The organism is Chryseomicrobium aureum (assembly GCF_016909155.1).
Classification (GTDB): domain Bacteria; phylum Bacillota; class Bacilli; order Bacillales_A; family Planococcaceae; genus Chryseomicrobium; species Chryseomicrobium aureum.
This window is the reverse complement of record NZ_JAFBFG010000005.1, coordinates 1-20,612: the sequence shown is the minus strand read 5'-3', so window position 1 is coordinate 20,612 and position 20,612 is coordinate 1. Positions and strand designations below refer to the sequence as shown.

Sequence of the window (20,612 nt, the reverse complement as noted above, 5' to 3'; positions counted from 1 at the left end):
TCATGTCAGCAGAAACTTATCAAATTATTGCCATTATCATTTATATGATTGCCATGCTTGCTATTGGTTACTACGCTTACCGCAAAACAACAAACTTAAATGACTATATGTTAGGTGGACGTGATCTTGGTCCAGCAGTAACTGCATTAAGTGCCGGGGCAGCAGATATGTCCGCTTGGTTGCTCATGGGTCTACCAGGAGCAATCTATCTATCTGGTTTAACAAGTGCTTGGATTGCCATCGGACTTACAATCGGAGCTTATTTAAACTGGGTGTATGTAGCCCCTCGCCTGCGTGTCTATACAGAAGTATCAAGTAACGCTATCACTATCCCAAGTTACTTGGATAACCGTCTAAAAGGTAAATCTTCTCTTATTCGAATTGCGTCAGGTATCATCATTTTACTATTCTTTACGTTCTATGTATCGTCTGGAATGGTAGCTGGTGGGAAATTCTTCGACAGTTCATTTGGTCTCGATTACCACACAGGACTTCTGATTGTATCGGCTGTTGTAGTCGCGTACACATTGTTCGGTGGATTTCTAGCTGTAAGTTACACGGACTTCTTGCAAGGTCTTATGATGTTTATAGCTTTGATTTTGGTACCATCTATTGGTGTAATTGCACTCGGTGGATTTAGCGAAACTGTAGATGCGATTCAAGCTGTAGAACCAAACCACTTTAGCTTATTTGCAGGTACAACTGTACTTGGCATTATTTCAACAGCCGCTTGGGGTCTTGGTTATTTTGGACAGCCACACATTATCGTACGTTTCATGGCTATCAAATCTGTGCGTGAAGCAAAATCTGCTCGTCGCATTGGAATTGGTTGGATGATTTTCAGCTTACTAGGTGCGATTTCTACAGCATTAGTTGGGGTTGCTTACTTCAACCAAGCTGGGCAAACACCTCTAACAGAGACGACTGCTGAAACAGTTTTCATCGTCCTCGGACAAGCTGTATTCCATCCATTCATCGCTGGGCTTATGCTAGCGGCAATTTTAGCGGCAATCATGAGCACAATTTCATCTCAATTGATTGTGACGTCTTCAGCTTTAGTTGAAGACTTATATAAAAAAGTTGTGAAATCAGATGCAGAGGATAAAACATACGTCTTACTTGGACGTATCGCTGTTCTTCTAGTAGCACTTGTTGCCGGAGCTCTTGCTTGGGAACAAAATGAAACAATTTTAGGTTTAGTTGAGTTTGCATGGGCAGGATTCGGTGCTTCATTCGGTCCAGTCATCCTACTTTCTCTTTACTGGAAAAAGCTGACGTCTGAAGGTGCATTAGCAGGGATGCTTATTGGTGCAATTGTTGTTATCATTTGGGCAAACGTACCTGTCTTGAAAGACGCCATGTATGAAATTGTCCCTGGTTTCATCCTAAGCTTACTTGTTGCAATCATAGTAAGTATCTTAACGTATAAACCAAACCTAGAGATTGAACGTGAGTTTGATGAAACAAACCGTTTAATCAACGAAAATAAATAATTGTTCTTAATCTCCGCCTCGGCGGAGATTTTTTTATGACAACTGTCACCTTGCTTTGCTTACATCTGTTTCTACTATCTGGTCCTAATCTTTCGTAAACTTAGAGTACTACATTACGACCAGGAGGCTTCACATGGATAAGCAACGCATTCGTGAGCTACGCAAACAAGTCGCTCCCTTTGAAAAATCACAGCTTCGCAAAAGTGTTACACAGGTCCTAAACACAATTCCGCCCCTCTTTTTAGTATGGGCACTTGCTTATATGGCGTTCGACGTATCAATCTGGCTAAGCCTTGGACTTGCAGTCATCGCAGCAGGATTCATGGTACGTACATTCATCATCTTCCACGACTGTACACACGGATCATTCTTTAAAAACAAAAAAGCCAACAACATCATGGGAAATATCACAGGAATTTTGACTCTATTTGCTTATGAGAAATGGAAACGCGAGCACTCGATTCACCACGCAACGAGCAGTAACCTAGACAAACGAGGCACTGGCGATATGTGGGTCATGACAGTTGAAGAGTATACTGCAGCCTCTCCAGGTTTGCGTTTAGCGTATCGTCTTTACCGCAATCCAATCGTCATGTTTGGGATTGGACCCCTTTACTTATTCTTAGTATCAAGCCGTATCAACCGTAAGGATGCACGTCCAAAAGAGCGTTGGAACACACACTTCATCACACTAAGTGTGGTTATTCTTTACACACTAGCTGGTTTCTTATTAGGCTGGAAAGAGTTCGCGATTATCCAAGGTACAACAGTTTATGTTGCTGGAGTTCTTGGTATCTGGTTATTCTACGTCCAGCATCAATTCGAAGATTCGTATTTCGAAGAAGAGTCAGAGTGGGATTACGTCAAAGCAGCTGTAGACGGAAGCTCGTTCTACCAACTACCGAAAGTCCTTCAGTGGCTGACAGGAAATATTGGGTACCACCATGTGCATCACTTAAGCCCGCGTGTCCCGAACTACTTACTTGAAGAAGCGCATGAAAAGACTCCACCTCTACACAAAGCGACAACAATCACTTTGGCAACTAGTTTGACATCTTTAAAGTTCCGTCTCTATGACGAAGCAGCAAAAACATTCATTTCGTTCAAAGACTGGAAGCAACGTCAACTACGCACTTCCACTTCAGGGGTAAAGAGCTAAGCCTTTCCCTCCCAAGAAGCAAAACGTATACTAGAGGAAGCAGAGAATTGCTTGCCTGGCCGCTCTCTGGCCAGGCAATTTTTAGTTGGAGGTCCGAATCATGCCCAAATGGTATCAGCTATTCCCTCGGTCCCCATGGCTCAGTCTCTACGCCTGGATCGTGTTTTGCGTCTTGCCTTTCTTCTTCCTGTTTCGCTCGACAGGCTGGGAAGAAATCGTTTTAGGCCTAAGTCTACTTGGTCTGTTTTTCTTGTTGTACCGATTTACGTTTTTTTTAAAAGGCACACTCTTTTACATAGCTGTTTTTTTGGAAATGGCAATAGCCGCCGCGATGACCTTGTTGTTCGGGTACGTCTATTTGAGTATCTTCTTGTCCTTCTTTATCGGCTTTATCGAAAGCAAGACAAGATTTTTTATTCTCTACGGGATTCATGTTTTAATCGTAACGCTTAGCGTCGTGTTTGGCTTCTTTTTAGAATTTGATGTCTTTATGTCCTACTTGCCTTTTGTTATCATTACATTAATTGGAATCGTCTTGTTGCCATTTGCGACGTTTTCAAAAGCACGGCAAGACTATCTTACGGGAGAACTTGAAACTGCACATGAACAAATCGCCCATATGAGTGTAGTCGAGGAACGTCAACGGATCGCCCGAGACCTTCACGATACGCTTGGTCAAAAACTTTCTCTGATTGGTCTTAAAAGTGAGCTGGCTTCAAAATTGATAGATAAAGATCCCGACCGCGCGAAAAAAGAATTAAAAGAAGTGCATCAAACTGCGCGTCTTGCATTAAAAGAAGTACGTGAGCTCGTTTCCACAATCCGCACCATCCACTTTGAAGATGAAGTTGAAGCTGCCGCGCAACTGCTCGAAGCCGCAGATATCCAGCTCATCCGAGAAGGTGGACGCGTCCATGAAAATTTACCCCTATTGATGGAGTCTATCTTAAGTATGTGTTTAAAAGAAGCCGTGACAAACGTGGTCAAGCACAGTCAAGCGACCTATTGTCGTGTAGTTTTAAACAGCTCCTCACAACTGACCGTCCTGCAGATTGAAGATGATGGTGTAGGTAGCGGTGATAGAGAACGTTTTACAGAAGGCAATGGTCTCGCTGGTATGCGAGAACGAATTGAATTCGTAAACGGCTCATTAACGATTGAACTTCATCACGGAACACGTCTCACAATTGCTGTTCCACATGTTGCCCCACGGAAGGAGTAGAGAGTATGATTCGAATTGTATTAGCCGAAGATCAGCGTATGCTCTTAGGCGCATTGGGCTCCCTGCTTGAGCTTGAAGAAGATATGGAGGTCGTTGGCCTTGCACGCGACGGAGAAGAGGCCTTACAGCTCGTTCAAGACCTTTCTCCAGACATTTGTATCACAGATATTGAAATGCCGAAAATGACCGGCCTAGAGCTCGCAGAGAAGTTGAAAGGCCATTCATGCAAAGTCCTCATTTTGACAACGTTTGCTCGCTCTGGCTATTTTGAAAAAGCCCGACAAGCGGATGTCGACGGGTATTTGATCAAAGATAGCCCGAGTGAAGAGCTCGCCTACGCAATCCGTTCTATCCTAAGCGGCCGCAAGATGTATTCTCCAGAACTGATGGAGCTTGCTTTCGATGCGCCAAACCCTTTGACCGAGCGCGAGCTTCAAATTATGGAACTGATGGCAGAAGGAAAAAGTTCAAAAGAAATCTCCTCAGTACTTTTCTTATCTTCCGGAACTGTACGCAACTATATATCTGTCATCCTCGATAAATTGCAAGTCAACAACCGAATCGAAGCCCTGTCCCGTGCAAAAGAAAAAGGCTGGTTCAAATGAGGTGGGCGATGAAAAACAAAGAATTATAGAAGATACAAATATACCCATAACTACAGTAAGACCCTAGAGTCTACCGAAGTCTTGATTACACCTAGACCTCGTTAGACCCTAGGGTTATTTTAATACATTAATTAATATATTCTGAATAATGAGTTGTAAAAAACAACAGAGTATAATAAAATAACCTAAAGTTAAATCATAGTATATCAATAGGAATAATAAATTAACGGGAGGTTGGGATCATAGGTATGGGAGATGCACCGTTTTTATCGGTAGAAGAAATTTCAAAGACTTTTCACTCTGACCAAGTAGTGAACCAGGTTCTTGACTCCATTTCATTCACTATCCAACGGGGAGAGACTATTGCTCTGTTGGGAGAGAGTGGATGTGGGAAAAGTACCCTTCTAAATATTATTGGAGGATTTGAAAGACCAGATCAGGGCTTTGTGAAGCTGCAGAATGAGCCCATTACAAAACCTAGCCGAAAAGCAATCATGCTTTTTCAGCACTACGGATTGCTTCCGTGGAAATCCGCGTTAAAAAATGTGGAATTCGGTCTCGAAAGTTCTTCTCTATCAGCCAAAGAACGAGCAGAAAGAGCACGCCATTATCTTGACCTGGTAGGTCTTTCAGGCAAGAGTCAAATGTTTCCCCATGAAGTGTCAGGCGGTATGAAACAACGTATCGCGATAGCGAGGGCACTCGCACCACAGCCCGAACTGATCTTGATGGACGAACCATTTGCTGCGTTGGATACATTTAATCGATACCATCTGCAAGATCAACTACTCAACATACAAGCCAAGGAACAAACTACTATCGTGTTGGTGACTCACGACATTGATGAAGCTATCTATCTAGCTGATCGCATCTTTATTATGCATTCCAATCCAGGTCGTATTCACCATGAGATCCATGTTGAACTGTCGAAACCTCGCGATCGAAGTCATCCGGATTTTTATGCATACCGCAAACAAATATTGGATGAATTCCATTTCAGCCGACAGGAATCGGCCATAGAATTTCATATTTGACCAATGACTAAACTCAATAAGGAGAATCCGATGAAAAAATCATTCACATTGCTACTCACACTACTTTTGGTTTTTGCCCTGGTCCTCACGGCTTGCGGTACGGAGAATAGCTCATCCTCTGGTTCAAACGATGAAAAACGCGTGGTCAAAATAGGGTATTTACCCATAACTCATGCTGTACCGTTGTACATCGAAAAAGAGCTAGAAGACTATAAAAATTTTGAATTGGAATTAGTGAAGTTTGGTTCATGGCCTGAGTTGATGGATGCCTTGAATACAGGCCGTATTGATGGGGCTTCTGTCCTCGTCACATTAGCGATGAGAGCAAAAGAGCAGGGAATCGATCTTAAAGCAGTAGCCCTGGGACATCGTGACGGCAATGTATTTGTTGCAGACCCTTCAATCGATACAGCTCAGGACTTGAAAGGAAAGAACTTTGCCATACCTCATAAATTTTCTACGCATAATGTGTTGCTGTACCAAATGCTACAGCAAAACCAGATGGCGTATGAAGATGTGAATGTCATTGAACTACCACCTGCAGAGATGCCAGCTGCTCTTGCTGAGGGCCGTATTGCAGGCTACGTGGTGGCTGAGCCATTTGGTGCTATTTCCGTCTCGCTTGAAAAGGGCAAAGTCCTGTATCAGGATCAAGATGTCTGGGAGAACTCCATCGATTGTACTCTTGTGCTTCGTAATGATTTCATTCAAAACGAGAAAGAGGTCGCTCAGGAGTTCGTCAATTACTATGTGGCTGCCGGCGAAGTGGCAGAAGCAAAAGATGAACATACACATGAAATGTCATCAAAATATATGAACGTCGAAGAAGAGGTATTGGATTTATCATTTGAGTGGATCGCGTATGATGATCTGGTGATTCGAGAAGATGAGTATGAAGCATTACGTGCAAGTCTCATAGAAATGGGGCTTATGGACAATCCACCAAGTTACACTGATTTTGTAGACCACTCATTACTAGATGAAGCGATGTGACGACAAATGAAACTAAAATTTTTAGCGCCGGCAGGGATTGGCTTTATACTCCTCATCGCTGTGTGGCAAATGGTCTATACCTTTGGCAATTACGATGCTGTATTGTTCCCACCGCCACTAGCAGTGGGTGCAGCCATTTTGAGTCTCATACAAGATGGGACACTGATAACACACATTCAAGTTAGCCTCTATCGTTTCCTGCTAGGATATTTATCTGCTGTTGTTATTGCTGTCGGTCTAGGACTCCTATTGGGAAGACTACCACTGCTTTGGAGCATACTCGACCCGATTGCCCAAGTGATTCGACCTGTATCTCCCATCGCCTGGTCCCCATTTATTGTCCTATGGTTTGGAATCGGGGATATTCCAGCCATCGTCATCATCTTTATTGCTGCCTTCTTCCCTGTTCTGCTATCAACAGTTGGGGCAGTCCGTAAAGTAGATGCCAGTTATCTAAAGGTGGCTGAGAATTTTGAGGTGAAAGGGTTTCCGCTCCTTTTTAAGGTGATCTTCCCTGCAGCCTTTCCATTCATTGCGAATGGACTTCATATAGCAGTGGGAACAGCGTGGATATTCTTAGTAGCTGGTGAAATGGTCGGGGCACAATCTGGACTTGGCTATCTCATTGTGGATGCACGAAATTCCATGCGGCTAGACTTTGTGATGGCGGGAATTGTATTTATAGGGGTCTTAGGTTTGCTTTTAGATAAGGTAGTAGGGGTATTCGAAAGATGGATCAATAGACAATGGGGTATTCGGGCCACATGAAAAAGTAGAGCATCTCTGCTCTACTCTGTTACTTCATCTCTCAAAACAGTCGTTTCGAGCTGTGTTACATTTTCTTCGCAATGGGGGCAATAATAGGCAATCTCCACTTCATGTTGACAAGTAGTATGGACTAGCTTTTTATAGCAAGGGTCCAGGTGCTCGCTCCCCCATAGAACCATGGCATTAAATACGGGTTCTAGTGCCTTCCCGCTTTCTGTGAGAGCGTATTCGTATCGAGGTGGATGCTCCGAATAAAGAGATGAACGGACGAGTCCCGATTTTTCTAAGTGCTTCAATCGGTCAGAAAGTATATTCGATGAGATTCCTAGCAGTTTTTTTTTTAAATCATTGAAAGTCTTTGTGCCGACCAAAATCTCATGGAGGACGAGTAACGTCCAGCGGTCCCCAATCAAGTTTAAAGTCTGTGCTATATTGCAAGGCAAATTGTATCGTGTTTCGCGCATGTTGTGCTCCCTCCATTATTACTTATTTAATCATATAGAAAATTTTGATACAACTAAGTTGTTTTTTATTACTTAGTCATTTAAAATAATCTTTAATCGATATCCCACTTCAATGGTTGGATTTTGAATCAAAAGGAGGAATTTCAATGACCACTTTATATCTAGTCGAATCTGTTTTTAATGGCACTATCACGGACAAGGCATCCTTCGAGCAAAAAGTAGAAGCTGTTCGTGACGAAATTGGCACTCAAGGTGCTGGTTTGATCGAAGTCCAGGTAGCAAAAGACTTATCACGTGCTTTTTTCATTATCGAAGCTGAAGAACGAACTTTAGTGAATGAATCATTACGCAAACTAGAAGTTCCGGTCACTCTGATCAAACCGGTTCGACTGGTCGGTACGGATTTAGAAGAAGTGAAAAAACAGGCGGAAACGGTAAATTATTTGGTAGAGTGGAACCTTCCAGAGAACCTTACAATGGATGCTTACTTAGAAAGAAAATCGAAGAACTCGGTTCACTATGATGAGGTCCCTGAAGTGAAGTTCTCCCGCACTTATGTGTGTGAAGATATGACGAAATGTCTATGCTTCTATGATTCTCCTGATGAATCAACCGTTAAGAAGGCGCGTGAGGCTGTAATGGCACCGATTGATACATTGACTGAACTATCGTAAGTATGGAAATGGGGGAGTTCCTGTGGCACACACAGACCGTTTGCAAGAGCTGATTGCTGAAAAATTAAAGCCATATGTGAAGAGAATCGATACAGAGGCGTATTATGCATCTGACTTTTTAAAAAGTTTAGGGCAAAATGGGTTCCTCGATTCTTCTGAAGGTATTCCCTATTCACGTGAGGTGATGATGGTAGAGGAAATTGCGAAGGTATGTATGACCACGGCATTTAATTTTTGGTGCCATTTGGCTGCGATGACCTACATCCGTCAAAGTACAAACCTTCATCTGAAGGAACATCTACTGCCACAATTTGAAAACGGCTCAATTTTAGGTGCCACAGGGCTCTCAAACCCGATGAAATATTATGCAGGACTTGAAAAGCTACATTTGCGGGCGAAGAAGGTGGACGGCGGTTATATCATTTCAGGGAAGTTACCTTCAGTCTCGAACTTAGGTGACGACCACTGGTTTGGAATAGTGGCCGAAGTGGATGACACGAGACGCATAATGGCTATTGTTCCCTGCCGAACAGAGGGCTTGTCTCTAAAGGCAAAAGCGGAGTATTTGGGAGTCAACGGTAGTGCTACTTTTGCATGTTCGTTTGAAGAGGTTTGGATTCCGGACAATTGGATTGCGGCAGAAGATGCTGACGTATTCATCCCTATAATCCGACCTGCATTTGTTCTTTATCAAACTCCCTTAGGGTTTGGGGTCACGAGAGGATCCATTGACTCGATTCTCCAAGTCTGCAATAAACAGATGGGGTGTAATAGTTACTTGCCGATCCAGTCTGAAGAACTTGAGGAACAATTGGTTACGCTAAAAAACAGCGTCTACGCTATAGCAAAAGCCGGTCCTAGTGTTGAGGATTGGAAAGAGTTACTCAAGCTAAGGCTTGATGTCGCTTATTTGGCAGCCAAAGCTACTCACGGTACGATGTTGCATCAAGGAGGGGCAGGTTATTTAATGTCTAGTGGTCCGTCACGGAGATTGCGTGAGTCCTATTTCTTGTTAAACCTGACTCCTACGGTAAAACATTTAGAAAAACTCCTTCACTCAAACTGATTCTGAAGAAGGCAGCTAGTAGTATTTCAATAGGTAAATTCAAAGGCAAAGAACTCTTTACAAAGTTCTTTGCCTTTTTTGTGAGGTAAATCGTAAATAGTAGAACTGGAATTATGAGAACTAGCCTTTTAACGTTCTAGTGTAATGAAAATGACTTCTGGTCGATTGAAAATACGGTATGGAAAAAGACTGTTTCCTAGCCCGCGACTGACAATCATTTGTGTCCCTTGTTCTTCATAAACACCTGCTGTATAGGACGGAAAGAACCCTTGTCCAGGTGCAATCAATCCACCAACTCCAGGGATGCGCAATTGTCCCCCGTGTGCGTGACCTGAAAACACGAGCTGCTCTCTAGCTGCGACATAGTCCTCAAACACTTCAGGACGGTGCGACAATGTAAGTCTTGGAAGCTCACTCCGTGGATGAAGAGATAATACATCTGAAACAGAGGTGCCACTCAGCGGATCTTCAATTCCTAAAATCTCAATTGACTGTCCTTGATAAGAGATTGTCGTGAGTTCATTTGATAGCACTGTTACGCCAAGTTGCGTCAATTTTGATTTGATGGCGTTTTCTTCACCTGTAGCAATCTCATGATTCCCCGTGACATAATAGATAGGCGCAATATCAACAAATCCCCGAACTGCCGCTAGACTTTGCTCCAAATCATACCGATTACTATCAATTAAATCGCCTGTTATAAAAATGAGGTCTGGTTGTTTCTGTTTTACTGCATCAATCAGATCTACTTGCTCTTCACCAAATGTGGCGTCATGTAAGTCCGAAACATGCGCAATCTGAAGACCTTCTAAGGAAGCACCTTCTTCCCCAACCTGTAATGTCATCTCTGTTACCGAAAGACCTGTATTGCTGTAATAAAAACTACCAACTAAAACTGCTAGTACTGCTATGAACACTGCTAATTTTTTCATATGTCATTCCTTGTTGAATTATTTCCCGGGAAATAGCTAATTTAGTTTTAATATGTCGAACGGGGTGACGATACCAATCAGTTCACTTGCTGACGCACCGTCTTCAGTGATTAACAAAGCTTCTAAACGATGGCCTCTAGAAAGTTCCGATTTAAAAATTTCCTCCGCCACATAAGCTGAAGTATTCGATCGGACAAAACGGTGATTATCTCGTTTGTTCTCATGTACCAGAATATCTGCAAGTGTTGTCTTTCGCAGAGAAATGGTGTCTTCCTTAATATTGCTGGCCAAAAATGCCGTGATTCCGACAGGCGTAATCAGGCCTTTAAATTCTGAGCCTAAATAGACCGGAAATTGATTAAATTTTTTCTCACGAATGATTTTAAGAGCGTAGCTTAACGAATCTCCCAATTGAAATGTAAGTACGTTTCGCTGAAAAATTTCACCTACTGAGTTTGGATGAAGAAGAGCTTGCTCGATTTCTTCCATTTTCTCTACAACATCATCATGTGGCTCCGCAATCACATATTCTACCGATGTACGGTGGTGGACAATCGCATTTCGCAAGTCCCCATATTCGCGCAAATCTGCCTCGTACCGACGAATAACAGCGCTTTTCTTTTTGGCCATATCGATTAAACGGAAAAAAGAATGGTGTTCTTTTGCCCCTGCTATCTCTTTCATCTCTTGATCGATTCGATTGTATGCCGAAATAAATCGGTCTGAATTACGTTCCGGACTCTTCTGTGCCAATTTCATCCCACCCTAGATAGTGACGCTTGCAGCTCGTCGTTTTGAAATAAGTATGGATAGCGTAACGCAAACAGCAATTAGAAGTACAGCAATAGCAATCGTCCAGACAACATCCGAGGTTGACGCTTCACCGACCATGATCATTCCGGCATAGTTGGCAAGTTTCCAAGGCGTATACGGCCAATACCGGAAAATTAAACCGTCGATCATTGGAAAGAATACAATAAGAAACAGGGACAAGGCTGTCGCGATTCCAGGAGTAAATAGAGCACTCATGAGAAGGGTTAGGCTAATCGCTAACACAATCCATAATGAGTAGACGCCTACTAGCCCCAAAAAGTTCGTGAACGAAAACTCGCCAAACAACAGCATGATGTAGTAGGCACTCGCACTGATACCGAGAATGAAACTGCCGATAAGGACGACACTACTAACTGCCCATTTGCTTAAAACATAAGATGGATACGACAAAGGCCGTACATATAAAAATGCAGCCGTGCCATTCTTTCGTTCTCGCGCAATCAATCCTGAGAAAGCAAAAGCAACTACAAGCATCCCGATAAATTGGTACTGTCCTAATGTCGACAAGAAAATCTGTTCAGGTGTCATATCAGGAAGCTGAAAAACCGCATCTTCCGGCATGTTTCCGGCAGATTCTAAAATCTGCGGAAGAAAATATGTAATCACAGGTTCCATGATCCCTAACAAAATAAAAACAATTGGAATCCATAGCCATTTGAAACTGCGGACGACTTCGCGCCATTCTTTTAAAGCCAACACTGAGAACTGGTTCATCGTCCGTTCACCACCTTTAAGAAAATGTCTTCTAAACTAACACGTGCGCGTTCTACTTTTGTAATCGCATGTTGTTGTCTAACGAGTTGATGAAGAACTTCCTGCATCGTAGGTTGTTCCTGCTCGATTGCGATATACACAATATGGTCTTCTTGACGTGCGGGAAGGAGCGAGGCGTCTACAAAGCTCGCCGCATCTTCCGCCGTTGTGAAATGCACTTCATAATGTGCATCTTCGTATTTTTTCTGAATATCACGCAAAGACCCCTGCTCAATTAGTTGCCCTTTGCGCATGAACAGCAATTGATCCGTCATCTCCTGCGCATCATTTAAAATATGTGTGGAGTATAAAATGGTGGTCGATTGCTGCAATTCTTTGATTAAGTTCAGCATTTCTCTTCGACCAATCGGATCAAGCGCAGATACAGGCTCATCTAAAAATAAAAAGTGTGGCTTATGTACAATAGCTTGTGCTAGACCTAGTCGTTGCCGCATCCCACCAGAAAACCCAGCAATTTTCTTCTTCATGACATCGCCAAGGCCAACAAATTGCAATGCTTTTTCAGATTCTACTCGCGCCGATTTTGCATCGACACCGCTTAAACGAGCGGCCATTTCCAAATATTCTAAAGTATTCATCCACCCATAGAACTTTGGATATTGTGATAGAAAACCAATCTTATCCCGGTAATCATAATCTGATCGTCCCTCTACAACTATTGTTCCCGATGTCGGATCCAATAGTTTCGTAAGCATTGATAATGTCGTCGTCTTCCCAGCGCCGTTCGGACCAATCAATGCCGTTGCTGTATGAGGTGTCAATGTAAAACTAACATCTTCTACAGCCGTCTCTTGGCCAAACTTTTTTGTTAAATTCTCTACATGAATCGTTCCTGTCATTGCGCATTCCTCCCTACAGCAAAATAGATGATGGGACCAATCAAGTTACCTAAAACAATCACAATCGCCCACACCCACTTCGGGCCATTTGTTGCTTCAATTCGAACTAAGTCAATAAGCGCAACTACTATAAGAATAAATTGCAAAATTAGAATAGGTGCTACCAATCCCCACGGAATTTCACTAAGTGTCATTTGCATTTTTCTTCCCCCTAGTCTAGTACTTATTTAAGTATACGTTTTAGATGTCAGTTCGTTTCGTTTGATTTTTGGTAAGAAGGGTATTATTAAAACTAGAATGAACTTTTAAGGAGGATTTTACAATGGCAAAAGACGGATTCACGAATAAAGTTGAAGGTAAACTTGAAAAAGTTTCGGGTAAAATTAAAGAAGCGGTAGGAGATGCTACAGATAACCGTTCACTGGAGCGTGAAGGGAAGAAAGAGCAGCTTAAAGGGAATGTTCAAGAAAAGGCAGGAAAAGTACAGCAAGATTTCGAAGATGTTACGAAGGATCGTCGTTAATTGACGGATATGTTTCTCTCACTATATGTTTTCAGTACAAGACACGTTGAGTAGCGTGTCTTGTGCTTTTTATTTTTGAATAAAAACAACTGCTAGATTCATCTTAAGACGTTTGGTATAGCGGAATGTATTTCAAAAAGCCAGATCCATCTTACGATGCTTGTTCTAAAGATTAAAGTAAGAACGAAGAGGACAGGTGGAGGTGTTTCTTAGCTGTCAATCCCTCCATCCAGGCCGCCATTTCCTGGGTGAGTTTCCCCGAGCCTCCCCACGTAAGCTGAAAGAAGAGCACTTTCATCTTCGTTGCCGGGTCTCGGGAAAACTCAGATAGCCCGGGAAATGACGACCTGGACTCCGGGATTGATTGCCACTGAGAAGTCATCACTCTTAATTTCTTATTTAATCTTTGTAAACTGGCGTTCGACCACTGACAGATCAGTATTTACTAGAAATATAGAATCACATAAAGAACTGTTCGGTTATTTTACGTTAGACATTGATAACTTTAAAAGGGTCAATCAGCATCCGTCTTCCTCTTTTGTTCTATTATTCCATTTAATGCTACTACCGATAAATTATCATATGTAAACCTAATATTTAAAAATTCTGAGTGATATTAAGATAATTTCTTACAAGCATTAAATAAATAAGCAGGTTGCCTTAATGATTATCATTCTCTAAGGATGTCTGCTTAATTATAGTAGGGCTTTTTGCGGGATGTGAACAGCCTTTTTCTTAGGTACATAAAACAACACGAAAACCGATCGCACTTTTTCTACCACTCGAAGAAAAATTTCAAAGACATCGTAAGGGCAGAGTACATGACGACAGCAACTGCGAAAGTAGGAAAGTGAGTTTCTTTTTCGCTTGGCAACTCATGTGTAAATACGTGAAACATCATTGCTCCAGCGATAAAAGCGAAAACAATTGAATTTAGGATAGGGCTTAGGTTTACAGTAAGGGCAAAAATCCAGCCGGCGACGATTCCCAATGCAAGTACGTATTTTCCGTATTTATTATATTCTACAGGGAATTCTCTCCACATATCATGCGCTACTGCAATGAAATGCAGGCCGATCGCTATACAGTAAAAGATTGCCTGAATAACAGAAACTTCAAAAGAAAGAACTGTAAAGGAAACGAGGGCATTATATAATGCGTAAAAAGAAATCGCGGACCAAAACGAGGAGGTATGGGATACATAATTCTGTGTGATAACAATCTGAAGTCCGTGGAAAACAACGACGCCGATAAGTCCAACAAAATAAATCTCCGATTCCATGGTCAAATGACGGTAAGGCTCTTCAATATTAGCCTGCTCTTTATGAAGCGTTGGGAGTAGGTATACGAAAATGTAAGAAACAGCAAGTCCCCCGGAAAAAGAAAACCATCTGATCCGCTTTAATCTTTCTGACGGGAGGAGTACATTAGCAAAAAAATGAATGATGATATAAACGATCCCGACGACAAACGGAATAAATGACATTATTATACCTCCAGTCAGAATGGTATCCCTTTTTTCTTCAAGGAATATGTATACATATATTATACATTTGCAGTTCGTTTATTTCGAATAAAAGCGTCACTCTAAATTGGAAATCCTGTTATAAGAGCACTCTAACGTCATAAAAAATTCACACATTTCAAAAAACATGAATATTATTTAATTAATTGTAGATTATCATATTAAGTCGAACGGTTAGAAATTAAAAATAGCTCAAATGGGTACACAATAGTTAACGCGAATCAACTAAAGGAGTGTCCCCAAATGAGCTATGCCCACATTATATCACGGGAACGTGTGCTAATCGAGAGTTATTGCCTAGAAGAAAAATCGCTGTCCTACATGGCGAAACAGTTGAAACGAAGTAAAAGCACCATCAACTATGAGTTGAAACACTGTAAGCCGTATAACGCCCTTTTGGCGCAGGCTGACTACGATGCCAAACGTGAAAACTGCGGCTCCAGACGATCAGTTAATCAAGAAGACGTCGATTATATCCTGTCCAAACTGAAGTTGGGCTGGTCGCCCGAAAGCATCGTTGGACGGTACTGGAAAACGCATAAGAAACCCTTTCCTATCAGTGTCTCGAGCATCTACCGGTACGCTGCACTCGGCCTGTTCAAGCTGTCCCAAAAGCTTCTGATCCGCAAAGGGAGAAAGTTAAAGAACAATGAAGTGGAGACGCGAGGCAAGATGCCCCGTCTGAAAAAGATTCATGCACGTCTGGCGCCACGAAGCCAGGTGGGACATTGGGAAGTCGATACCGTCATCGGCAAGTCGCACAAGAGCCAGATCCTCACATTGACTGAACGCACCACCCGGTTTGAGATTATCTACAAGCTGGCTGCGAAGACGGCAAGTGAAACAACGCAGGCAATCATCCATGTGTTGAAAAACCTGCCAAAGAAAATGGTGAAATCCATCACCGCCGACAGGGGCAAGGAATTCCACGGATGGGTCGAGGTGGAGAAGGCCCTGGAACTTCCCGTTTACTTTTCCGATCCTGGCGTGCCGGGCCAACGCGGCACCAACGAAAACAGCAATGGCCGTGTTCGCCGCACCTATCCAAAAGGAACCGACTTCAGCCGAATGACCCAGAAGGAGATTATGGACTTTCTCCTAGTATTCAATCAGGTCCCCCGGAAAGTACTGAATTACAATACGCCATTTGAGGTATTCATGAGTTTCTTGCCTCGTTCGACTTGAGTTGACAATTTACAAATATACGGGCATATTGTATATACTCGGTTAATTATATCAAAAGTCAAATTCACTATAAGGAGGAGTTATGAACAAAAAGTGGTTTTCTCTATCAGTAGAAGACGTTGTAGAAGAGTTAAAGACGGATTTTGATCAGGGGATCACCGCTTCAAATGCTGAAGAGCGATTAGAAGCGTATGGAAAAAATGAACTGCCTGAAAAAAAAGCGGAGAATAGTTTCGTTAAATTTTTCAAACACTTTAATGATATTCTGATCTATATTCTGCTTGTAGCAGGAGTTATTAAATTTCTGCTCGGGTCCTACATTGACACGGGGATTATTGTATTAGTAGCCGTAATTAATGCCACCATTGGGTTTTTGCAGGAAAGCAAGGCAGAGAAAGCGCTTGAAGGAATAAAAAACATGCTGTCTCTTCATGCAGTAGTTATCAGAGAAGGAAAACGCCAGGAAATTGAAGCTGCAGATCTGGTTCCAGGGGATATAGTGATACTGAATGCAGGAGATAAAGTACCGGCAGATATTCGAATTCTAACTGCTGCGAATTTAGGGGCAGAAGAAGCCGCACTTACCGGTGAATCTGTTTCTGCAAGAAAGCAGACCGGTCCTTTGAGTGAAGATACTGTATTAGGTGACCAAACAAACATGCTTTTCTCGAGCACATCGATCACGTCAGGAAGCGGAACCGGTGTCGTCATAGCTACCGGTAAAGATACGGAAATAGGAAAAATTAATGAGTCAGTCAGTGAAGTAGATGAGTTGAAAACGCCGCTTATGAATCAGACGGACCGCTTCGGTAAAACAATTGCTTTGTTTATCGTCGGTGCTTCACTATTCATCTACGCATTCGGATTCTTTTTCCGCGACTATGCTCCAACGGACTTGCTGCTCTACACTATCGGTCTCGCTATAGCAGCGATTCCGGAAGGGCTCCCGGCAATCATCTCGATTATTTTGGCTCTCGGAGTTCAGAATATGGTGAAGCGCAACGCCATTGTGCGGAATCTTCCTTCTGTGGAAACGCTTGGCGCTGTTTCTGTCATCTGCTCAGATAAAACCGGGACACTGACAAAAAACGAAATGACTGTCACCACCCTGCTTACAAATGAAAAAATGTACGAAGTGACTGGCACTGGCTACGATCCGAATGGAGAAATACTCGAGGATGGGTCTGTATTGCAAGTAAAGGAACACGCGCAGATATATGAGCTACTGACTGCAATGAAAACATGTAACGATGCTTCTCTGCAGCAAGAAGAGGACGGAACGTGGACAATGAGCGGAGAGCCGACAGAGGGTTGCCTATTAACTGTTGCTGAAAAAGCTTCTGCTCCAATTCCGAGACATTCCATCATTTCTAAAATTCCCTTTGATTCTGACTATAAGTACATGGCTGTGTTAATTGAAGTGGCGGATACAAAGCGGATTTTTGTAAAAGGTGCACCAGATCGTCTGTTTGATATGGCAGAAGCAGCTGGGGACTTCACACGTGAGCCCTGGGAAAAAGCAATGTACAGCAGAACATCCAAAGGAGAGCGTGTACTTGCAGCTGGGGTCATTGAAGTGGACAAGATGAAAGAGGAGATTGAGCACGCGGACCTCACCAGCGGCATTCGTTTGCTTGGATTGACAGGCATCATCGATCCGCCACGTGAGGAAGCAATTTCCGCTGTTGCAGACTGCCACCGAGCAGGTATCGGCGTCAAGATGATCACAGGGGACCATCTTGATACAGCACTTGCAATCAGCAGCCAGTTAGGTATTGGTGATGGAAAAAATGGAATTGAAGGAAGAGAAATTGATAAAATGTCGGACGAAGAACTGGAAGAGTCTGTTCTATCTAACGATGTGTTTGCGAGAACAAGTCCCAATAATAAACTTCGCCTCGTTAAAGCATTACAGAAAAAAGGCAATGTTACTGCAATGACAGGCGATGGAGTAAACGATGCCCCTGCGCTGAAGCGTGCGGACATCGGAGTTGCGATGGGTATAAAAGGAACAGAAGTTGCAAAGGAATCGGCACAAATGGTCCTTGTAGACGACAACTTTGAAACGATAGTTGGAGCAGTCGAGGAAGGACGCAGAGTCTATGCAAATTTGAAGAAAACGATTCTGTTTTTACTGCCAACTAACGGTGCGCAGGCGCTCTTAATTATCATCGCGATTTTAATCGGAGCCACTGTTATGCCGGTTACACCGGTGCAGATTCTTTGGATTAACATGGTGATTGCAATTACCGTTTCTTTTGCTTTAGCATTTGAGCCCCTGGAAAAAGGAGCGATGGACAAGCCGCCACGCCCAATAAAAACACCGCTCCTTACACCTTATTATATTTTCCGCATCATCTTCGTCTCTCTTTTAATCGGTGGTACTGCCTTTGGGTTTTATAGATTGCTGCTAAATGAAACGAATGATCAGGCACTGCTCAATTCCGTCGTGCTGCATACGATTGTCATTCTGCAGTTGTTCCATCTGTATAATGTACGAAATGAAACAGGTTTCGCGTTTAACAAGAACTTTTTCAAAAACAAAGTTGCATTTCTCGTGTCTGGAGTGCTTATTCTCCTGCAGGTGCTCATCCTTTACGTGCCTTTTATGAACACTGCATTTGGAACCGTACCGCTTGGAATTGAGTACTGGATAATTCCAGCAGCACTCGGAGTTGTGATTTTCAGTATCATCGAGTTAGAGAAAGCGATTACTCGATTAATTATGAAAAGAAGGACTTGATACACTCCAGAGAAATGAAACAAAATACTGGTTTTAGTTAACAGCAAGTTCTGGAATAGAAGGGATGAACTCATTGGTTTTCAGTTTTAGATGAGTCGTCTTGCTATTCTTGAGCTTGCTTTTACTTTAAGTTATGTATAAAAAAATGTGAAAATTTTAATTTTGCGGATACAGCTTTGAATAATTCACAGAACATCTATAGTTTAACTTTGTGAGGATATCTTATGTATATTGTTTAGATGATGAAAATGTTAAAAGGGCTCCTATGTACATTGAACAAACTACACAGATTACTGTTGTAAGCGCAGCAACGTCATTTAATGCTTACCATCACATACTTAGCGTTTATTAAGATAGACAGTTGATAGTGTTGTCTCTTCATTGCTGTTCACTTGATTAAATTTGAACGAACCGGTTTATTGTTGAAATCTAGTAAGTTAATTTGAAAGTAAACAATTCGTATAAGTACACTTAAACGAACAGCAAAGGAAGTGACCTCAATAAAATCACTTCCCTATCGATAATTCCTCATATATTAACTTCATACACTATAAGAATTCCTTGCATAGTTATTTACACAAGATATTTTACGCTCTCATTATGAATTCTATTTAACTCATTGATTATTATTTTATAATGAAACTAATTGTGAATATAATCAACTATAACCTCTAACTGAATACTAGATATAACTTGAAATCTATATAATGTTATTTGGTTACTATAAAATCTTTTTATTAAACTTTTAGATGAATAAGCGGATTTAGCTATCTGTAAAAAAATCCCCTCAGAATTTTTTTCTGAGGGGAGAAAACTATCTTTCAAGCTCTCTTTCTTGTTCTTTAGTATCTCGATTTAATTGTAAAAATGTATGCTTCAACTCTTTAGTCGAGCTTAGATGGGGATTTAAACCCTCTAAATGTTTCTCAAAATCCATCTTTGATTGAATCTGAGGATTCTTAACAAGTTGCCAGCCTATCGTAATCCCGTGTTTCGATTTGGCTTGAAGGTTTGGTTGCTTTAATAACCTTCGCAAGTTGAGCATTCAGATGATTCGAGTTGAGTTGTTCAAGTATTGGTACATCTTAGTGCTTTGTCTGACTCAAGAATTTGTCTGTATTGAGAGACTGTGCAATACCTGATTTATCGATGAAACGTTCAGCCTCGGATTTCTTAAAGAACGTCCGTTGCGAGCTTTCTCCACCTTCGATCGTCACAGCGTATTTTCCTTCATCAAGTTTCGTCACTTCTACGATATCCTCTACCTTTTTGTATTCAGTGGCGAGCTGTCCCTTATTCTCTAACACATTTACTACATGATAACGCTCCGTCAACTCATCGATAGGTAAGATCCGGTTTGTGTTGGTACATAGAAAGGCATTGGAACATTTAAGGTCTTCCTAGAAAGAGTTCTTTGACATTCAAGTTTTTACTAATAAAGTTCTTTAACTTTTGTTATTCTAAACGATTCTTATACACATGCAAATTAGCAGTTTTAGTAATGAAAATCTTATCAAGAAAATAAGTAGACTATCTAACAAAAAGGGAAATTTCTACTTTTGTTAGGTAGAAGTTTGTAGAGGATGCATTTCTTTTTAATGAAAAAAGACTTTTCATGAAAATCAAAATGATGAATTCAGATGAACAAACAGCGCGGGAATAGATTATGTCTACTTTTTTGCACACAAAAAAGGCCACCCCTGACGGGATGACCTTCTTCTCTGTTGCCCAGCGACGTCCTACTCTCACAGGGGGAGACCCCCAACTACCATCGGCGCT

21 protein-coding genes are annotated in these 20,612 nt (G+C 41.9%); 12 read left to right on the top strand and 9 right to left on the bottom strand.

The genetic code is table 11. The features are described 5' to 3' along the window. Window positions 1–2 precede the first annotated feature (2 nt). The 7 genes from putP to JOD03_RS05620 all read left to right on the top strand — a co-directional run bounded on the left by putP (window position 3) and on the right by JOD03_RS05620 (window position 7,274). Window positions 3–1,493 (top strand): sodium/proline symporter PutP, encoded by a 1,491-nt coding sequence (gene putP, locus JOD03_RS05650; RefSeq protein WP_204589871.1) that lies wholly within the window; start codon window positions 3–5, stop codon window positions 1,491–1,493. 133 nt (window positions 1,494–1,626) lie between these two features. Then, window positions 1,627–2,652, top strand: coding sequence for a Delta(5) desaturase DesA (gene desA, locus JOD03_RS05645; RefSeq protein ID WP_204589870.1), 1,026 nt, complete (start codon window positions 1,627–1,629; stop codon window positions 2,650–2,652). A gap of 100 nt (window positions 2,653–2,752) precedes the next feature. After that, the gene (locus JOD03_RS05640) at window positions 2,753–3,874 is read left to right on the top strand and encodes a sensor histidine kinase (protein WP_204589869.1); all 1,122 of its coding nucleotides are present in this window, start codon (window positions 2,753–2,755) and stop codon (window positions 3,872–3,874) included. 5 nt (window positions 3,875–3,879) lie between these two features. Next, entirely contained in the window at window positions 3,880–4,479 is a 600-nt protein-coding gene (locus JOD03_RS05635; protein WP_204589868.1) for a response regulator transcription factor, read from the top strand. A 248-nt stretch (window positions 4,480–4,727) separates the two neighbouring features. Continuing rightward, window positions 4,728–5,513 (top strand): ABC transporter ATP-binding protein, encoded by a 786-nt coding sequence (locus JOD03_RS05630; protein WP_204589867.1) that lies wholly within the window; start codon window positions 4,728–4,730, stop codon window positions 5,511–5,513. A 30-nt stretch (window positions 5,514–5,543) separates the two neighbouring features. Continuing rightward, entirely contained in the window at window positions 5,544–6,506 is a 963-nt protein-coding gene (locus tag JOD03_RS05625) for an ABC transporter substrate-binding protein (RefSeq protein WP_204589866.1), read from the top strand. A gap of 6 nt (window positions 6,507–6,512) precedes the next feature. Then, entirely contained in the window at window positions 6,513–7,274 is a 762-nt protein-coding gene (locus JOD03_RS05620; protein ID WP_204589865.1) for an ABC transporter permease, read from the top strand. A 20-nt stretch (window positions 7,275–7,294) separates the two neighbouring features. Here the strand turns inward: JOD03_RS05620 and JOD03_RS05615 are convergent, their stop codons facing one another. Beyond that, window positions 7,295–7,738, bottom strand: coding sequence for a winged helix-turn-helix transcriptional regulator (locus tag JOD03_RS05615; protein WP_204589864.1), 444 nt, complete (start codon window positions 7,736–7,738; stop codon window positions 7,295–7,297). Window positions 7,739–7,884: 146 nt separating this feature from the next. Between JOD03_RS05615 and JOD03_RS05610 the strand changes: the two genes are divergently transcribed. Next, window positions 7,885–8,412: a DUF4242 domain-containing protein gene (locus JOD03_RS05610; RefSeq protein ID WP_204589863.1), complete on the top strand. Its 528-nt coding sequence runs from the start codon at window positions 7,885–7,887 to the stop codon at window positions 8,410–8,412. 22 nt (window positions 8,413–8,434) lie between these two features. Beyond that, window positions 8,435–9,478, top strand: a complete 1,044-nt coding sequence (locus tag JOD03_RS05605) for an acyl-CoA dehydrogenase family protein (protein ID WP_204589862.1) — start codon at window positions 8,435–8,437, stop codon at window positions 9,476–9,478. Window positions 9,479–9,606: 128 nt separating this feature from the next. Here the strand turns inward: JOD03_RS05605 and JOD03_RS05600 are convergent, their stop codons facing one another. From JOD03_RS05600 to JOD03_RS05580, 5 genes are read right to left on the bottom strand one after another with little or no spacing between them, the layout of a single operon-like run. Next, complete coding sequence (locus tag JOD03_RS05600; protein ID WP_204589861.1) at window positions 9,607–10,410, bottom strand: metallophosphoesterase; 804 nt, start codon at window positions 10,408–10,410, stop codon at window positions 9,607–9,609. A gap of 36 nt (window positions 10,411–10,446) precedes the next feature. Further along, window positions 10,447–11,163, bottom strand: a complete 717-nt coding sequence (locus JOD03_RS05595; RefSeq protein ID WP_392455102.1) for a CBS domain-containing protein — start codon at window positions 11,161–11,163, stop codon at window positions 10,447–10,449. Window positions 11,164–11,175: 12 nt separating this feature from the next. Continuing rightward, entirely contained in the window at window positions 11,176–11,958 is a 783-nt protein-coding gene (locus JOD03_RS05590) for an ABC transporter permease (protein WP_204589859.1), read from the bottom strand. Beyond that, window positions 11,955–12,857 (bottom strand): ABC transporter ATP-binding protein, encoded by a 903-nt coding sequence (locus JOD03_RS05585; protein WP_204589858.1) that lies wholly within the window; start codon window positions 12,855–12,857, stop codon window positions 11,955–11,957. Before JOD03_RS05585 ends, JOD03_RS05590 begins: the two co-directional genes overlap by 4 nt. After that, entirely contained in the window at window positions 12,854–13,057 is a 204-nt protein-coding gene (locus JOD03_RS05580) for a PLD nuclease N-terminal domain-containing protein (RefSeq protein WP_204589857.1), read from the bottom strand. The genes JOD03_RS05585 and JOD03_RS05580 overlap by 4 nt, the downstream gene beginning before the upstream one ends. A gap of 122 nt (window positions 13,058–13,179) precedes the next feature. Here JOD03_RS05580 and JOD03_RS05575 point away from each other — a divergent pair, with 122 nt between their 5' ends. Continuing rightward, window positions 13,180–13,380 carry a CsbD family protein gene (locus tag JOD03_RS05575; RefSeq protein ID WP_204589856.1) on the top strand — a complete coding sequence of 67 codons (201 nt, stop codon included), beginning with the start codon at window positions 13,180–13,182 and terminating at the stop codon, window positions 13,378–13,380. A gap of 775 nt (window positions 13,381–14,155) precedes the next feature. Here JOD03_RS05575 and JOD03_RS05570 read toward each other — a convergent pair. Then, window positions 14,156–14,866, bottom strand: coding sequence for a hypothetical protein (locus JOD03_RS05570; RefSeq protein ID WP_204589855.1), 711 nt, complete (start codon window positions 14,864–14,866; stop codon window positions 14,156–14,158). A gap of 282 nt (window positions 14,867–15,148) precedes the next feature. On the opposite strand from JOD03_RS05570, the gene JOD03_RS05565 reads away from it, so the two are divergent. Together JOD03_RS05565 and JOD03_RS05560 are read left to right on the top strand one after the other, a co-directional pair. After that, window positions 15,149–16,090 carry an IS30 family transposase gene (locus JOD03_RS05565; protein WP_204589854.1) on the top strand — a complete coding sequence of 314 codons (942 nt, stop codon included), beginning with the start codon at window positions 15,149–15,151 and terminating at the stop codon, window positions 16,088–16,090. 82 nt (window positions 16,091–16,172) lie between these two features. After that, on the top strand, window positions 16,173–18,833 hold the full coding sequence (locus JOD03_RS05560) for an HAD-IC family P-type ATPase (protein ID WP_204589853.1): 2,661 nt from the start codon (window positions 16,173–16,175) through the stop codon (window positions 18,831–18,833). 1,085 nt (window positions 18,834–19,918) lie between these two features. Here JOD03_RS05560 and JOD03_RS05555 read toward each other — a convergent pair. Together JOD03_RS05555 and JOD03_RS05550 are read right to left on the bottom strand one after the other, a co-directional pair. Beyond that, entirely contained in the window at window positions 19,919–20,140 is a 222-nt protein-coding gene (locus JOD03_RS05555) for a hypothetical protein (RefSeq protein WP_204589852.1), read from the bottom strand. A gap of 223 nt (window positions 20,141–20,363) precedes the next feature. Continuing rightward, the coding region (locus JOD03_RS05550; protein ID WP_204589851.1) for a hypothetical protein at window positions 20,364–20,612 on the bottom strand (249 nt) is incomplete at its 5' end.

Bases quoted from the DNA above. Each gene is read 5' to 3' on its own strand.
- JOD03_RS05560 (WP_204589853.1), top strand. From the start codon at position 16,173: ATGAACAAAAAGTGGTTTTCTCTATCAGTAGAAGACGTTGTAGAAGAG.
- JOD03_RS05635 (WP_204589868.1), top strand. From the start codon at position 3,880: ATGATTCGAATTGTATTAGCCGAAGATCAGCGTATGCTCTTAGGCGCA.
- JOD03_RS05575 (WP_204589856.1), top strand. From the start codon at position 13,180: ATGGCAAAAGACGGATTCACGAATAAAGTTGAAGGTAAACTTGAAAAA.
- JOD03_RS05570 (WP_204589855.1), bottom strand. From the start codon at position 14,866: ATGTCATTTATTCCGTTTGTCGTCGGGATCGTTTATATCATCATTCAT.
- JOD03_RS05565 (WP_204589854.1), top strand. From the start codon at position 15,149: ATGAGCTATGCCCACATTATATCACGGGAACGTGTGCTAATCGAGAGT.
- JOD03_RS05600 (WP_204589861.1), bottom strand. From the start codon at position 10,410: ATGAAAAAATTAGCAGTGTTCATAGCAGTACTAGCAGTTTTAGTTGGT.
- JOD03_RS05585 (WP_204589858.1), bottom strand. From the start codon at position 12,857: ATGACAGGAACGATTCATGTAGAGAATTTAACAAAAAAGTTTGGCCAA.
- JOD03_RS05620 (WP_204589865.1), top strand. From the start codon at position 6,513: ATGAAACTAAAATTTTTAGCGCCGGCAGGGATTGGCTTTATACTCCTC.
- desA (WP_204589870.1), top strand. From the start codon at position 1,627: ATGGATAAGCAACGCATTCGTGAGCTACGCAAACAAGTCGCTCCCTTT.
- JOD03_RS05630 (WP_204589867.1), top strand. From the start codon at position 4,728: ATGGGAGATGCACCGTTTTTATCGGTAGAAGAAATTTCAAAGACTTTT.
- JOD03_RS05625 (WP_204589866.1), top strand. From the start codon at position 5,544: ATGAAAAAATCATTCACATTGCTACTCACACTACTTTTGGTTTTTGCC.
- JOD03_RS05610 (WP_204589863.1), top strand. From the start codon at position 7,885: ATGACCACTTTATATCTAGTCGAATCTGTTTTTAATGGCACTATCACG.
- putP (WP_204589871.1), top strand. From the start codon at position 3: ATGTCAGCAGAAACTTATCAAATTATTGCCATTATCATTTATATGATT.
- JOD03_RS05615 (WP_204589864.1), bottom strand. From the start codon at position 7,738: ATGCGCGAAACACGATACAATTTGCCTTGCAATATAGCACAGACTTTA.
- JOD03_RS05580 (WP_204589857.1), bottom strand. From the start codon at position 13,057: ATGCAAATGACACTTAGTGAAATTCCGTGGGGATTGGTAGCACCTATT.
- JOD03_RS05590 (WP_204589859.1), bottom strand. From the start codon at position 11,958: ATGAACCAGTTCTCAGTGTTGGCTTTAAAAGAATGGCGCGAAGTCGTC.
- JOD03_RS05640 (WP_204589869.1), top strand. From the start codon at position 2,753: ATGCCCAAATGGTATCAGCTATTCCCTCGGTCCCCATGGCTCAGTCTC.